Genomic DNA, 15,050 nt, shown 5'->3' on the forward strand with positions numbered 1-15,050 from the left:
AATATGGATAATTTCAATTATAACTTCAGTACTATTGAAGATATAAAAGAAGAGGAACAAAGAATCCATGAAGAATACAAAAAAAAATTAGCCGAATTAAAAAAGATTCAAAAAGAAAAAGAGTCAGTTGGCCAAGTTTTTACTAAAGGTTTATTGCCTATATATGTATTACATATCCTTACCATGGGACCCACAAATGGTAATGATATAGCTCATAAAATTGGGAGTCGTACCAATGGACTTTGGCTTCCAAGCACCGGCGGTATATATCCATTACTTAAGAAATTAGAAAAGGATGGATTTGTAGTTGGTGAATGGGATGATCCAAAGAAAAAATTTCAAAAATTCTATTCTTTAACACCATTAGGTCTTAAAGAATATGAAATTAGAAAACATCTTTTGAAACCTAGAATAGAAGAAGCTCTTAGAGTTTTTAAAATAATATATAAAGATATATATAAATAGAAGCAATTATTTGCTTCTATTTTTTTCTATTAAAAGCTTATTTTAATAATAATATTATTTATTTCATTATTTATAACTATATCACTATTGATATAATTATCATGTATGATATATAATGAGATTAAATTAATAATAGGGGGGCAATTTTTATGCAAAAGATAGCAATAATTACTGATAGTGCATCAGATTTATCAATAAATACATTAAAGGAAAATAACATTCACCTATTTCCATTAAGAGTAATCTATTCTTATGGTGAATTTGAAGATAAAATAAACATAACTTCTGAAGAGGTTTATAATTCTCTAGAAAAGGAAATACCAACAACGTCATTGCCTAGTGCTGAAACAGCTGAAAAGGTTTTATGCAAACTAGAAACTGAAGGATATACGCATGTAATTGCAATTTCAGTTTCTGCTGGACTATCTGGTACATTTAATGCATTTAGACTTGCATTAGAAGAACATCCAAATTTAATATCATACGTTTATAACAGTAAAATTATTGGATACCCTCAAGGAGTTATAGCTTTAGAAGCAGTAAAATTAGTTAATAAAGGTAAAACCTTTGAAGAAATAATTGAAACTCTACCTAAAATCCGTGAAAATATATACGGTTATTTTACTCTAAATACATTAGAATACTTAAGAAAAGGTGGTAGAATAGGCAGATTGGCTGGGGCAATAGGCCAGGTTCTTCATCTTAAGCCTATTATCTCTGTTGATGATGAAGGTGTTTATTGTGCAGCTGGAAAGGCTAGAGGTAGAAAGCAATCTCTTTCTAAAATGTTTGATATAGTTAAAGAACATTGTGCTGAAGGTAAATGCAAGGTTTGGATTTTAGAAGGTAGCTGTATGGATGAAGCTACTGCATTTATGGAATCTTTAAAAATTATTGACAATGTTGAAATAATGGGAATTGCTCCAGTTGGTGCAATGGTTGCTGCTCACTCTGGACGTGGAATGATAGGACTTGCTATACATAAAATAAATTAATTGTATTTTTTAATTGCATATTGCACAAAATAATACCAATAATAATTAGGTGGTGTTATTTTGAAAGGTAAGGTTATAGACTATAGTTCTTTTGAGGCTTTTGTTGCTTTAGAAGATGACACTATAATAAAAGTTCCTTTATCAGATGTAAATGGATATTTAACTGTAGGAAGTACTGTAAATATATCATCTCAATCTGGTAGCTTTGGTTATTGTAATAATCATAAGCCAGGGATTTGCCAAGATAAGCTAATAGATTTTTTTTAATTTAATTAAATAAAAAGATGCTTGAAATTATCAAGCATCTTTTTATTTATGATACTGAAATTGCATTTACTGGACAACTTGATTCTGCTTCTCTAACATCATCTTCATGATCTGTTGGTACTGGATCTACTATTGTAGTAGCCTTACCGTCATCGTCCATTTCAAATACAGTTGAGCATATTGATGGACATAATCCACATCCTATACAAGTATCTTTATCTACATTAGCTTTCATAATTAATCTCTTCCTTTCTTACTAATATTCAATAATAATATGCCCTAGTAAGAGATCTCTTATGTATTTTTTAGTATAAAGCTTCAAAAATTAATGAGTATAAATCATTATCTACTATATAATCTTCAGCAACTCCATTTTCTAATGCTTCTGTTAATTCTAAATTTATTGGTAGTTCTCCTAGTAGAGGTAACTCTAAATATTCAGCATGTTCTTCTGATGATTTTTTACTAAAAACTTTCATTTTAGTGTTACATCCAGGACAATTAATATAAGCCATATTTTCTATTAGCCCTCTAATTTTCACACCCATTTTATTAGCCATTATTGTTACTTTCTTTACTATCATTGAAACCATATCTTGTGGTGTTGCAACAACAATAAGTTCTGTTATAGGAATACTTTGCATTATAGTTAGTGTTACATCTGATGTGCCTGGTGGCATATCTATTAATAAGTAATCTAGTTCTCCCCACTTAGTATCTGTAAACATCTGCGTTAAAACGCTTGTTACAACTGGACCTCTCCATATTACAGGTTCCTCTTCATTTGGTATTAATAAATTCATTGATAATACCTTAATTCCACCCTTTGATAGAACTGGTGAATACATTACATTATTTTCATCCATACTTTCTATTAATGCTCTTTTATTATTAATTCCAAAGAATCTTGGCATAGATGGACCTGTAATATCTGCATCTAATATACCAACCTTATATCCTTTTTTTCTTAGTGTACTAGCTAAAATACCAGTTACAGTAGATTTTCCTACTCCACCTTTTCCACTTATTACTCCAATTATATTTTTTATATTTCCATAATTAGGAGTTATTTTACCACAGGCTTGTGCTCCTCCCTCTGACTTTGTTGAACACTTATCCTTACTTGGACAACTTGAACAATTTCCCATATTACTACCACCATTCCTTCTCTATTTCTTTTGGTACATTACCTTCTTCATATAATTGAATATTCCATTCTTTAAACTCATTTTTTCCTAAAACATAATAATAATATTGTGTCTTATCAACTTTGTTGTTGATAGATATATTAGTCTTATATGTAGTCGAATCATATCCCCTATTTTTTATAGTTATTATTACGTCAAATTCATTTGCATTATTATCAACCATGCTTACATCAGGTGTTATCTTTTTAGCCTTCTTTAAGAAGTCCTCTAAATCTATGGAAAATACATATTTTAAGCATTCTATGTCTCCTTGAATATCAATTCCAACTTTATGAACTCCATTATTTAATTCTTCTTTTTTTAAATTTAAAGCATGTAAAATTGAATTATAATAAACATATTCGAAATCTCTTGGTTTTCTAATAACTGATAAATTTTGTATCAGTCCCTCATCTAATCTTTTAGAAGCTGTAAAAATATTTTCATCATCATAGAAATTTCCAGTATCTGCTCCTACGACGTAGTTAAATTTTTTAACTTCATCCCCCACTTTGATTTCAAAAATATAATCTGCTTTTAATTCTGACTTTGTTTCACTTACTTTTGCATTTGATAAAAGAGTATACATATTTGCTATAGCTTTCTCATCTGTAACTATAAATTTAAATGATGGATCTCTAACACTTTGAATACTTATTTTATCTACTCTTCCACTATTTAAAAATTCAAAGTAATCATTTTTCATTCCAAACTTCTTTTTTATATCATCTATTTTCCCGCATCCAACTAAACTTAATATAATTGATATCATTAATACCATAATAATAGCTATTTTTCTTTTTCTCACTATACCATTCTCCTTTTCAAAGAGTTCACTATATCCCTACTTCTATAAGTAATTAGGAGAAGCTTAAGCTTCTCCTAATTATAAATAAATTATAATACTTTAATACTTTAATAGCAAATTTTATTACAAACCTATCTGAAAGTTTTTGCAATTTCATCTAATGTTACATTTATACTAGGTTTATAATCCGCTTCTTTAAATTTAAAGGTAATCATAAGAATCTTTCCCTCAGAGTATTTTTTTAAATAGCATTTATTTTTATAATTTGTTTTATTATCATTATTTTCATAGTAAATTATCTTCCAGTTATCATTATTCTCATTTATACTATAGCAAGTTCTATTTTTACCTTCATTTCCAACTTCATCACTTAACACTTCTATATCTTTTTTACTATCTAAAATGATAATTTCACCTTTCATGCTATTATTGTCTTTAATTTTAACCTTTAAGCTCTTTCCATCTATATTATTTTCTTGAGATTCTATAGACCATATTTCTGGTAATAAGACCTCATTATTTTCTTCTCCCACCTTATATTCTTTAAAACTATTTATATTATTGTTTGAAAATGCAATTTTTCTTATATCATCTGAAAATATGCTTGCCATACATACTATTACAAACATAAGGAATATTAGTAGGGTTACTATATAGATTTGCTTCTTATTCATTTAGACACTCATTAGGATTTAATAAGTACAGCTTTTTATATTATACCTATTGCATAGGTACAACAACAGTTGAATTTCTAAAATCATAGAACATTAACCAACACCCTAGTTCTTCCCTATTTTCATCTTTATTACTAATCCAAGTAACAAAACCTGTCTTTCCTTCGTATGGCTGATCATCCTTATCTCTCTTTCCTGGAACACCATAGACTATATATTTTAAATTACCATCTTTGTCGCATTTATATCCTAACATAAAATATCCATGCTTTTTAATGTAAGGATAGTAATTTAACATTGGATAATATGCAACAGTATATTTATTGTAATTTGACATATTGCACATTTCATATAAGTCATTTACCGGCACTTTATACCACTTACAATTTTTAATTTCATCATAGCCATCTCTATAATGTTCAAATCCATTAGCTATTCCTTCGAAATACTCTCCAACACTTCCTCTAACTGAAAACTCATCTGAAACTTGTTCAATTCTTGCCTCATATTCTTCAAATTTATTATTTTCGGTTTTGCTTGTGTCTTCATTTATCTCATTATTTTCTTCTACATTATTTTTGTCAGCTTTTGAATTATCCTTTTCTTCTACATTCTCCTCTGTTTCAGGTAAGTCTCTTGTTTCTTCCTCATTAATTTTCACTTCTTCTTTTACATCTTCTTTTACTTCTACTTCTTCAGACTCTTTTACCTCACTATCAATTGATTCATTAGAAGATTCTTCTTCTGTTCTATTACACTTATCTTTTTTCTTATCCTTTTTCTTGTCCTTCTTATCAGACTCTTTTTCTTTCTTTGGTAATTCCTTTTTATATTTTGTCTTCATTTCTCCATCGCAGCCCATAACAACCTTATAATTTTTCCAATTATCATTTGGCTGTTCTCCATTCATAAAGCCACACATTATAAATATTGGAGTTCCATCCTTCATTTTAACAATTGCAGCTCCTGATATTTTATCATAAGAAATATCTAGCCCTGCTATGTTATCAATATAATATTCCTTTGTAACTTCGGCTTTTCCCCCATCTGATATAGCGATTCTTCCTAAATTGATAAGCTTCTTTGAATCTTTTTTATTGCATATAAGCATGATACAATAATCATCGCTATCTGTTCTTAGATTTTGAGCATAAAAAGATATCTTACATTTATCTCCCTTTGCTTCTATCTTCGAATATCCTGATAAGGTTTTGTCGCTCTCATTAGAGTAGCCCCTTTCATCCTCTTGTAAAATAATAAAATTTCTATACAACTTATTTACTTGTGACAAACCTCTAGAACCTCCACTTTAGATTAATTCAATATATTATATGCATGGCATATACAAATATGTTAAAAATAAAACTCGTAAGAATATTTGATATTCCATCAAATTTCTTACGAGTTTTTGTTAATATACTTTATCTATGATATTATATAATCTCTTGTTTAAAATTGCTCCTTAATTTTATCTGCTAATGTTGCAAACTCTTGTATGCTTAATGTTTCTCCTCTTCTCTTTGGATCTACATCTGCATTATTAAAAGCTATCTCTAACTTTTCTTTATCTAACCCTATATTTTTAACACCATTCCATAAAGTTTTTCTTCTCATATTAAATGAATTTCTTATTATATCAAAAAATAACTTTTCATCTGTAACCTTAACCTTTGGTTCTTCTAACCTATCCAATCTTATTACTATTGAATCTACCTTTGGTCTTGGAATAAAACATTGTGGTGGAACTCTTCTTACTATTTGAGTATTACAATAATATTGAACTAAAAGTGAAAGAGCACCATAATCTTTATTTCCTGGCTCTGCATTCATTCTTTCTGCCACTTCTTTTTGTATCATTATAGTTAATGATTTAAAATGATAATTTTCCTTTAAAAGCTTTACTATAATTGGAGTTGTAACATAGTATGGTAAATTGGCTACTAACTTTACACTTTTTTCATCTCCTATTATTTCGTTAAAGTCAACTTTTAAGGCATCATTATGTATAAGCATAAAGTTTGGATTATCTCCAAGCTCTTGTTCTAATATTGGAATTAAATCATTATCTAATTCTATAGCAACTACTCTTTTAGCTTTTTCTAAAAGCTTAGCCGTTAGTGTACCAACCCCTGGGCCTATTTCTATTACTAAATCATTTTCATCAACCTCTGCTCCACTAACTATATCTCTTGGAACTGAATCGTCTATTAAAAAATTTTGTCCTAGACTCTTTGAAAATTTAAAATTATACTTTTTTACAAGCTCAGCAGTTTTTATATCATGTATTTCCACTAATTATTTTCCTCCATTTCTTTTTCTATAGCTTTAATAGCCTTAACAAACTCTTCCTTTGTTATAGCATACTTATTTAACCTTGTTAACATTTGATTTGCGTTACCATACCCTATTCCTAATTCTTTTCCTAATATTATTCTTCTCTTTTTAGAAGTAGCATCTCCTGTTAATTTAAAATAGAACATATCTTGAGGAGTATATATTTCTTCTACTACTTCTTCTGAAATTTTAGCCCTATTTAGGGCTTCTATAATAACTTCTGGAGTTGCATTTTCAACACCTATATCATCACCCTTTATTCCGTCTTCTTGAGCTATATAAGCATGCTTTATTCCCTTTACACGCTTTGCGATAATACTTCTAATTTTTTCACCTGCAAAATCGGGATCTGTTAATACAATTACACCCTTTCTTTTTTGTGCTTCTCTTATTCTATCTATTACTTTAGCATTTATACCAAATCCACCTACCGCTATAACCTCAGCTTCTACAGCTTGCTTCACAGCAGTTATATCATCTCTTCCTTCTACTACTATAACTTCCTTAATCAAAGTTTAACTTCCTTTCCGTGCCTATTACGCCTATTCTTTGTTTCTTCCTACCTATTAATTTATCCTTATATAAGTATTATGTCAAATTTATAAGCTTTGTAATTAGATTTAATACTATCTCTTATTGAAATATGTCCTTTAATTTAAAAAATTTTCTAAAAAATAAAAAGACACTCAATTGAGCGTCTTTTTATTTTACCATTCTCCTGGGTAAGCTAAAATATATACTGGTACATTGTATCGTCTTCCCCACCAGCCATAGGCCTCTTCCTGTGAATTAACAAATACATCAATTATGTTTCCTTTGATAGCTCCACCAGTATCTGATGCTATAGCTTTTCCATATCCCTCAACATATACTAATGATCCCAATGGAATTACTCTAGGATCTACAGCAATAGTACTTATTCCGCCTTCACTTCTTACTGGAACCGTTCCAGTCGCAGTTATACCATCACCGTGATATGCTGTTGATTCGCAGTATATTAGTTTTTTATAATCTAATACCTGACCATCTCTACTAGCAAATGTTTGCCTTGTCCCTCTTACTATTACTTTAGTAACTGGTTCTGCTAGTACTTTAGAGCTTCTAATATTTCTGGATACCTCTTTGCCATCTTTATAAATCACTTCATAAGTAACTTCTTTCTCTCCAGTAGCTCCATTTTGTCTTACCTCTTCTACACTAACGTCAAGACTTGAATCTGTTTGCTCGTCAGTGTCAAAAGCAATGGCTTCTTTAGCGATTTCGCTTTTTACATCAACTTTAACAAGTTGAATTTTTAAGTCCTTAGTAATATTAGTTTCAAGTGATGGACTTACTTCATCAACTCCATCCTTAAATTCTATACCTTGACTCTTTAGTTCCTCTGTTTCTGATTTAAGCATTTCTCCAATAGTATCTTCTGCAGTATCAATTTGTATTTGTTTTTCACCTACAGTCAAATCTACTGAAATAGCCTTTTTAACAGATATTGTATCTTTCTCAGATACTCTGTTATCTAAAGCTGGTTGAACTTTATCCTTAGGTGCAATTTCTACCCCCTTAGAATCCAACACATCTTTAACAGTCCCTTTATATGTGACAAATGTTTCTTCTTCTCCGTCTATTCTTATAGTTAATGTCTTTCTCATGTTAATGAACGTCACCGTTAGTACTGCTACCAATACAGTAGCACCTATTAGTATTTTTGCCTTTGGACTGTTAGAAAAATTCTTTTTCAGGAAATCCTTACATTTTTCTATCATCTACTTTACCTCCTTTGGCAAGAGCGTCTTTAGCATTATATCTTGAAATACTACGCTTTGTCAAATTCGACACCTCTTGCATAAATAAAACTGCGTATAAAATGCACTCTATGCATAGTAAAAATTATAAAAATAAATAATAGCAATTTGAGTTTGCAGCTTGTATTTTGTTTAAGTAGATTCCATTCCTTAACATTAAAAATCTTCTGTATGCAAAGTTTAGTTTAATTAGGTAAAAAATATTAATAACCTAATTTTACTTTATTTTCCATTTCTAATCAAGTTATTAAAATTATCATTTACTACTGTATTAACTTCTTTTGGGGTTAATTCTTTTATTTCAGCTATTTGTTCTATTATATGTCTTATATAGTCTGATTTATTCCTCTTTCCTCTATTAGGCACAGGGGCCATATATGGACAGTCAGTTTCAACAAGTAATTTTTCTATTGGTATTTCTCTTACTACATCAACTATTTTCTTAGCATTTTTAAATGTTACTACTCCTGTAACACCAATATAATATCCTAATTTTACACATTCTTTTGCAAATTCAACACTTCCTGAAAAGCAATGTACTATACCTTTTACTTCCTTAAATTCCTTTAATATTTCTAAAGTATCACCATGTGCATCTCTATCATGTATTACTACAGGAAGCTTTAACTCACTTGCTAATTTCATTTGCTCTCTAAAAACTTGTTTTTGAACTTCTTTTGGTGGATTTTCATCCCAATAATAATCAAGTCCTATTTCACCTATAGCCAATATTTTTTTATTATTATTTATAAATTCTATGATTTCTTTTCTTACTTCATTACTATATTCATTTGCATTTTCTGGATGTATCCCCAATGCACCATATATAAAATCATTATTTTTAGTTAGTTCATCAGTAGTTTTTAAACTTTTATAGCTTGATGCACAATTTAAAATTCCTATTACACCATTTTCCTTAATTTCCTTAAAAACTTCTTCTCTATCCTCATCAAAAGCTTCATCATCATAATGTGCATGTGTATCAAAAATTATATATTCATTATTCACTTTAAATTCCTCCTTAATCCTCTATTTTCCAACTTAATATTTTCTTTATTTTTTTGTCACATAACTGACATACTTTTAATATATCATTAAAATTGTAAAGTAGTTAAAGCATTATTATTTACCCCTAAAACCATCTTAATAGAATGGTCCCTAGAGATTAATCGTCCCCCAAAATGATTAAAACCTCTAGGGTTTTCCCCTTTTATAGCCTTTTTTCTTTAAGTTTTCTAAACTCTTCTACAGAATTCTTTCTGTCTATCTTTTGAAATAACGTATCTACTTCTTTGATTAATCCTTCATGTTTCTCTATAATGCTCCAAATAGGTTCTTTTAAGTACAAGAACCCTCTTATTTTTTCACAAGTGAATGGCATAAAAGGTTCTAAAAGATTGGAAATATTTATTATAGATTGAATACAAATATAAATTATCTCTCCAGCTTTTTTTCTATCCTTTTCTATTAATATCCATGGCTTAGAATCATCAAAAAACTTATTCATTTTCTTAATAAATTTAAAAATATCATTTAATGCACCTTTAAATTGTCCCTCTTCAATTTTATCTCCAACATCAAAGTATAAATTTAATATTTCATCTTGTAAATTTTTAGGCATATTTCCTTTTGGAATTCTAGAATTAAAGTTTTTTTGAACAAATACTAAAGTTCTATTTACAAAATTTCCTAAACCATTCATTAAATCTATATTATTTGTATTTATAAAATCCCTCCATGTAAAATCTGTATCTTTTATCTCTGGAGAATTTAGTGCTAAATAGTATCTAACTGAATCAACATTATAATTTTTAACTATATAATCTACCCATATAGCCCAATTTTTTACTGAAGAAAAATTCTTTCCTTCTAGTTTTAAATATTCACTAGATATCACTCTTAAATTTGGATTTTTAATTCCAAGTCCAGCTAATATAGCTGGAAATATTACTGTATGGAATGGTATATTATCTTTTCCATGGACAAAATATACACGTGAATCTTCCCCCTGCCAATATTCTTTCCAGTCCTCATCTCTTTCTTCAAGACACTTCATACTAGCAGTTAGATACCCCATAACAGCTTCTATCCATACGAATATTTTTTTATCATCATATCCCTGTAGCGGAACATCTACACCCCAATTAAAATCTCTTGTTACAGCTCTATCTCTAAGTCCTTCACTTAAATACCTATTTACTATTTTTTGTGCATTTTCTCTCCATCCATGTTGTCTTATAACCAATCTTTTAACATCATTTTCAAACTTAGACAGTGTAAAAAATAGATGTTTAGTTTCCTTAACTATAGGCTTACTTTTACATATTTTGCACCTTTTATCTATAAGCTCTTCTACCTCTACCACTTCGGAGCAATTATCACATTGTTCTCCATCTACATTTTCACCACAATAGGGACATTTTCCCTCAATATATCTATCAGATAAGAATTCATTGCATTTTTCGCAATATATTTGCTCAACTTCTTTTTCATATATATACCCACTGTTATATAATTGCAATATAAATTCCTGAACCTTAGCCTCATGATATTCTGAGTGTGTTTTGGCAAATATATCAAAAGAAAACCCCAACTCATTAAAACATCTTTGGAATTCTTCATGGTATTTTATTGATGCTTCTAATGGTGTTATTCCTTCTTCTTTAGCCTTCATTGTTACTGGGGTTCCGTGACAGTCTGTTCCCGATAAAAATATAACTTCATCCCCCATAAGTCTATGATATCTTGCAATTATATCCCCTGGTAACAATACAGCTATTCTTCCTAAGTGAAGTGGCCCATTAGCGTATGGCCATGCATTTCCTATAATAATATTCATAAATATCCCCTTACTATTTTCTTATTGCTTTATTTTTGTATTCCGAGTAAATCTTCAGCTCTATCTATAATATATTTATAAGAATCCTCTACTCCTTGATTATAAAATTCTGTTGCTAATTTATCCATAAAGAATTCTAAGATCATATTTGCTGCTAAATCACCTAACTCTTCATCTCTTTCTTCATAGAAATAAGTTTTTATTTCATTTTTTAAATTTTCTCTCTTTTCTTTAGATAATTCAAATCTTTTTTTCATTATAACACCACCTTTTTATTAAATTGTGTTAGTTATTTTATAAAAAATTGAGGATAGGTCCCCCTATCCTCCTTAATACTTAAAATTTATCTTACTTGACTTCCAGTTGGTAATTCACCTGGATTTACAACTTTTAATAAACTATCATCATCTGTTGCTGCTGCTAAGATCATTCCTTGTGATAACTCACCTCTTAAAGTAACTGGTTTTAAGTTAGCAACTAAAACTACATACTTTCCAACTAAATCTTCTGGTTTGTAGTATTGAGCTATTCCTGAAACCACTTGTCTTTCTTCCCCATTTAAATCTATTTTTAGTTTTAATAGCTTTTTAGCTTTTTTAATTGGTTCACAATCTAATACTTTTACAACTCTTAAATCTATTTTTTCAAAGTCTTCTATTGTAATTTCCTCTTTTATAGGAATCATTTCTCTTTTTTCATCTTTTTTAGTTTCTGCTAATTGAGCTTCTCTTAAAGCTTCTAGCTCAGCTAATTTTTTATCAACATCTATTCTTGGGAATAAGGCTTCGCCTTTTTTAACTTCTGTTCCTGGAGTAGTTCCGTCAAAACCTGCAATTGAATCCCATTCAGTAACATTAGTATTTAATTGTACATTTATTTTTTCACTTGTTTCAGGTAAAAATGCTGATAATAGTACTGAAGAAAATCTCAAGCTTTCAGCTAAATTATATAATACTGTTCCTAATCTTTCTTTCTTTTCTTCATCCTTAGCTAATATCCAAGGAGTTGTTTCATCTATATATTTATTAGCTCTTCCTACTAGGTTAAATATATGTTCTAAAGCTTCTGGAATTCTTAACTCATCTATAGCTTTATTTACCTTCTTAGGTGTTTCTAGAGCTAAGTTTATAAGTTCATCATCAATTGCTTCCTTAACAGTTGGAGCAGGTATTACACCACCAAAATATTTTTCAACCATTGCAACAGTTCTTGAAAGTAAATTTCCTAAATCATTACAAAGATCTGAATTTATTTTCTTTATAAATATTTCATTATTAAATAATCCATCTGAACCAAATGGTATTTCTCTTAATAGATAATATCTTACTGCATCAACACCAAAATGTTCCACTAAAGTTACAGGGTCAACAACATTTCCCTTTGACTTTGACATTTTCCCACCATCAACAAGTAACCATCCGTGTCCAAATACTTGCTTAGGTAGTGGTAAATCTAATGCCATTAACATTATTGGCCAATAAATAGTATGGAATCTTAATATATCCTTACCTATTAAATGCACATCTGCTGGCCAGAATTTTTCATATAATTCTTTATTATCGCTTCCATAACCTAAAGCAGTTATATAGTTTGAAAGTGCATCTATCCAAACATATACAACATGACCTTCATCAAACGTAACTGGAACTCCCCAATTAAAGCTAGTTCTTGATACACAAAGATCTTGAAGACCTGGCTTTAAGAAGTTATTAACCATTTCATTTTTTCTTGATTCTGGTTGAATAAATTCTGGATGAGTTTCTATATATTCCATTAATTTATCTGCATAATTGCTCATTTTAAAGAAGTAAGCTTCTTCTTTTGATTTTTCTACTGGTCTACCACAATCTGGACAATTACCATTAACTAATTGAGTTTCTGTCCAGAATGATTCACATGGAGTACAATATAATCCCTCATATGAAGACTTATAAATATCTCCTTTATCATATAACTTTTTAAATATATCTTGAACAGCTTTTATATGATAATCATCAGTTGTTCTTATAAACTTATCATAACTAATATTCATCATTTTCCAAAGGTCTTTAATTCCTGCAACTATTTCATTTGTATGTTCAATTGGAGTTATACCCTTTTCTTCTGCTATTCTTTGAATCTTTTGTCCATGCTCATCTGTTCCTGTTAAGAACATTACATCATATCCTGTTAATCTCTTATATCTAGCTAAAGCATCTGCTGCAACAGTTGTATAAGTATTTCCTATATGAAGCTTTGTTGATGGATAATAAATTGGTGTAGTTATATAATATGGTTTTTTACACATGGTTTTTCCTCCCTTATTTTTATCCTTTTATTTATAAAAAAAGTCCCTATATAGGTATTTAAACCCATATAGAGACGTATTATACGTGTTACCACTCTATTTTATATTTATTTCACAATAAATAACTCATTAGGTGACTAGTATCACCTTGCAATATAACGGTTGCCACCGCATTCCCCTAACTTTTAATAAAGCTCAAAGAATAAGCTCCAAGACCATCTTCGTAAAATTTTCAGACACTAGCTTTCACCTTTTCTAGCTCTCTTTTAGACCTTCCATCTTACTACTCTTCTTTTCATAGCATTTTTTATTTAATATTATGATATGATATATTAAAATTACTGTCAATTATTTTTAATATTTCCCTCTTTATCAAACTTTCTTCTTAATAGCCTATCTATCATGTAAAATAACGCTACAGAAATTATTAAATTTAAAGTTAAAATAAAAACAAAAGCCTCAATACCAATACTAAATAGTATTACTGCATTTATTATAAATAAAAATGTTCCTATTGAACCATTCATTTTTGCCACTAGCTTATTTGCATAGTCCCAAGTAGTTTTATTTTTTATTGCAAATTTACTCTTATACCCTACCTTTGTATTAGGGAATTTACTAGATTTTTCTTCACAAATAGCTCCTAAAATCCAGATTATAATTGGAATAATTTCTACTATTAATAAATATATCCAAAAACTCATTATTTTTTACCTCTTTATAAAATTTATGATTATTTAAATTTTATCATATCTTTAATAAAAGAAAAACCTACACTATTTCTAACTACTTATACTAATATATAAATTTGTTAATTTTTATTTGTCTATGAAACCTTATATAATTTATATGATATAATAATCTGTAAAAAAGGAGGGACTAATAAAATGAATTCTTTTAAATTTCCACGTATAGGTCTTAGAAATATCAAAACAGCAATCTCTGTATTCCTATGCTTGCTCTTATTCCCAAAAGATCCATTTTACGCAGCTATTGCATCTGTTATTTGCATGCAGCCTACTGTTGAAAATACACTAAAAGCAGGAGTTAACAGATTAATAGGAACTCTTCTTGGAGGTACAGTTGGAGTAATCATGCTATTTTTATTTAGATATCTTGAAATCTCCTTTTTATTGCCACTCTTTGCCGGGTTAGGTATTAGCTTAGTTATCTATAGCTGTAACGTAGTTAATAAACCTGCTGCTTCTTCAATTGCATCGATAGTTCTTGTTGCCATAATGGTAGCACCTGCTACTAGTAATCCGCTAATGTATGCAACTAGAAGAACTATAGAAACTGCCTTTGGTGTTGTTATTGCTATACTTGTAAATAAATATTTCAATCCACCTAAAAATAAAAAAGAAGAAGAAATTATAGATGATAAAAAATAATTTA

At 29.2% G+C, this 15,050-nt stretch carries 17 protein-coding genes and 1 other annotated feature; of the genes, 4 read left to right on the plus strand and 13 right to left on the minus strand.

Going from position 1 to position 15,050, the window contains the following annotated elements; all coding sequences use genetic code 11:
* The first annotated feature begins 3 nt into the window (after positions 1 to 3).
* From ACYQ1T_RS05530 to ACYQ1T_RS05540, 3 genes are all read left to right on the plus strand, one after another.
* A complete protein-coding gene (locus tag ACYQ1T_RS05530; protein WP_459832697.1) occupies positions 4 to 465 on the plus strand; it encodes a PadR family transcriptional regulator in 462 nt (153 codons plus the stop codon).
* Positions 466 to 614: 149 nt separating this feature from the next.
* Positions 615 to 1,460, plus strand: a complete 846-nt coding sequence (locus ACYQ1T_RS05535; protein ID WP_459832699.1) for a DegV family protein — start codon at positions 615 to 617, stop codon at positions 1,458 to 1,460.
* A gap of 60 nt (positions 1,461 to 1,520) precedes the next feature.
* Positions 1,521 to 1,727, plus strand: a complete 207-nt coding sequence (locus tag ACYQ1T_RS05540; RefSeq protein WP_459832701.1) for a hypothetical protein — start codon at positions 1,521 to 1,523, stop codon at positions 1,725 to 1,727.
* Positions 1,728 to 1,773: 46 nt separating this feature from the next.
* Here ACYQ1T_RS05540 and ACYQ1T_RS05545 read toward each other — a convergent pair whose 3' ends face one another.
* The 13 genes from ACYQ1T_RS05545 to ACYQ1T_RS05605 form a co-directional block, all read right to left on the minus strand.
* The gene (locus ACYQ1T_RS05545) at positions 1,774 to 1,962 is read right to left on the minus strand and encodes a ferredoxin (RefSeq protein ID WP_459832704.1); all 189 of its coding nucleotides are present in this window, start codon (positions 1,960 to 1,962) and stop codon (positions 1,774 to 1,776) included.
* Between the two features lie 70 nt (positions 1,963 to 2,032).
* Entirely contained in the window at positions 2,033 to 2,875 is an 843-nt protein-coding gene (locus ACYQ1T_RS05550) for an Mrp/NBP35 family ATP-binding protein (protein ID WP_459832707.1), read from the minus strand.
* A gap of 4 nt (positions 2,876 to 2,879) precedes the next feature.
* On the minus strand, positions 2,880 to 3,722 hold the full coding sequence (locus tag ACYQ1T_RS05555; RefSeq protein ID WP_459832709.1) for a YhfM domain-containing protein: 843 nt from the start codon (positions 3,720 to 3,722) through the stop codon (positions 2,880 to 2,882).
* Between the two features lie 131 nt (positions 3,723 to 3,853).
* Positions 3,854 to 4,351, minus strand: coding sequence for a hypothetical protein (locus ACYQ1T_RS05560; protein WP_459832712.1), 498 nt, complete (start codon positions 4,349 to 4,351; stop codon positions 3,854 to 3,856).
* Positions 4,352 to 4,442: 91 nt separating this feature from the next.
* Complete coding sequence (locus ACYQ1T_RS05565) at positions 4,443 to 5,687, minus strand: DUF7922 domain-containing protein (protein ID WP_459832714.1); 1,245 nt, start codon at positions 5,685 to 5,687, stop codon at positions 4,443 to 4,445.
* 158 nt (positions 5,688 to 5,845) lie between these two features.
* Complete coding sequence (gene rsmA / locus ACYQ1T_RS05570) at positions 5,846 to 6,688, minus strand: 16S rRNA (adenine(1518)-N(6)/adenine(1519)-N(6))-dimethyltransferase RsmA (protein ID WP_459832716.1); 843 nt, start codon at positions 6,686 to 6,688, stop codon at positions 5,846 to 5,848.
* Positions 6,688 to 7,242 (minus strand): ribonuclease M5, encoded by a 555-nt coding sequence (gene rnmV / locus ACYQ1T_RS05575; RefSeq protein WP_459832719.1) that lies wholly within the window; start codon positions 7,240 to 7,242, stop codon positions 6,688 to 6,690. Before rnmV ends, rsmA begins: the two co-directional genes overlap by 1 nt.
* A gap of 195 nt (positions 7,243 to 7,437) precedes the next feature.
* Positions 7,438 to 8,490, minus strand: coding sequence for a resuscitation-promoting factor (locus ACYQ1T_RS05580; protein WP_459832721.1), 1,053 nt, complete (start codon positions 8,488 to 8,490; stop codon positions 7,438 to 7,440).
* A gap of 261 nt (positions 8,491 to 8,751) precedes the next feature.
* Positions 8,752 to 9,537: a TatD family hydrolase gene (locus tag ACYQ1T_RS05585; RefSeq protein ID WP_459832723.1), complete on the minus strand. Its 786-nt coding sequence runs from the start codon at positions 9,535 to 9,537 to the stop codon at positions 8,752 to 8,754.
* Between the two features lie 202 nt (positions 9,538 to 9,739).
* A complete protein-coding gene (gene metG, locus ACYQ1T_RS05590; protein WP_459832726.1) occupies positions 9,740 to 11,368 on the minus strand; it encodes a methionine--tRNA ligase in 1,629 nt (542 codons plus the stop codon).
* Positions 11,369 to 11,397: 29 nt separating this feature from the next.
* On the minus strand, positions 11,398 to 11,625 hold the full coding sequence (locus tag ACYQ1T_RS05595; RefSeq protein WP_459832728.1) for a DUF2164 family protein: 228 nt from the start codon (positions 11,623 to 11,625) through the stop codon (positions 11,398 to 11,400).
* 86 nt (positions 11,626 to 11,711) lie between these two features.
* The gene (gene metG, locus ACYQ1T_RS05600) at positions 11,712 to 13,655 is read right to left on the minus strand and encodes a methionine--tRNA ligase (protein ID WP_459832731.1); all 1,944 of its coding nucleotides are present in this window, start codon (positions 13,653 to 13,655) and stop codon (positions 11,712 to 11,714) included.
* Between the two features lie 67 nt (positions 13,656 to 13,722).
* Positions 13,723 to 13,963: a binding site (T-box leader), on the minus strand.
* Positions 13,964 to 13,999: 36 nt separating this feature from the next.
* Complete coding sequence (locus ACYQ1T_RS05605) at positions 14,000 to 14,359, minus strand: SdpI family protein (protein ID WP_459832734.1); 360 nt, start codon at positions 14,357 to 14,359, stop codon at positions 14,000 to 14,002.
* 183 nt (positions 14,360 to 14,542) lie between these two features.
* On the opposite strand from ACYQ1T_RS05605, the gene ACYQ1T_RS05610 reads away from it, so the two are divergent.
* Positions 14,543 to 15,046 carry an FUSC family protein gene (locus ACYQ1T_RS05610; protein ID WP_459832736.1) on the plus strand — a complete coding sequence of 168 codons (504 nt, stop codon included), beginning with the start codon at positions 14,543 to 14,545 and terminating at the stop codon, positions 15,044 to 15,046.
* The last annotated feature ends 4 nt before the right edge of the window (positions 15,047 to 15,050 follow it).

Source organism: Clostridium carnis, from assembly GCF_054657435.1.

Coding starts and splice junctions, on each gene's coding strand:
- ACYQ1T_RS05530 (WP_459832697.1), top strand. CDS start 4: ATGGATAATTTCAATTATAACTTCAGTACTATTGAAGATATAAAAGAA.
- ACYQ1T_RS05535 (WP_459832699.1), top strand. CDS start 615: ATGCAAAAGATAGCAATAATTACTGATAGTGCATCAGATTTATCAATA.
- ACYQ1T_RS05545 (WP_459832704.1), bottom strand. CDS start 1,962: ATGAAAGCTAATGTAGATAAAGATACTTGTATAGGATGTGGATTATGT.
- ACYQ1T_RS05550 (WP_459832707.1), bottom strand. CDS start 2,875: ATGGGAAATTGTTCAAGTTGTCCAAGTAAGGATAAGTGTTCAACAAAG.
- ACYQ1T_RS05560 (WP_459832712.1), bottom strand. CDS start 4,351: ATGTTTGTAATAGTATGTATGGCAAGCATATTTTCAGATGATATAAGA.
- ACYQ1T_RS05580 (WP_459832721.1), bottom strand. CDS start 8,490: ATGATAGAAAAATGTAAGGATTTCCTGAAAAAGAATTTTTCTAACAGT.
- metG (WP_459832726.1), bottom strand. CDS start 11,368: ATGAATATTATTATAGGAAATGCATGGCCATACGCTAATGGGCCACTT.
- ACYQ1T_RS05595 (WP_459832728.1), bottom strand. CDS start 11,625: ATGAAAAAAAGATTTGAATTATCTAAAGAAAAGAGAGAAAATTTAAAA.
- metG (WP_459832731.1), bottom strand. CDS start 13,655: ATGTGTAAAAAACCATATTATATAACTACACCAATTTATTATCCATCA.
- ACYQ1T_RS05605 (WP_459832734.1), bottom strand. CDS start 14,359: ATGAGTTTTTGGATATATTTATTAATAGTAGAAATTATTCCAATTATA.
- ACYQ1T_RS05610 (WP_459832736.1), top strand. CDS start 14,543: ATGAATTCTTTTAAATTTCCACGTATAGGTCTTAGAAATATCAAAACA.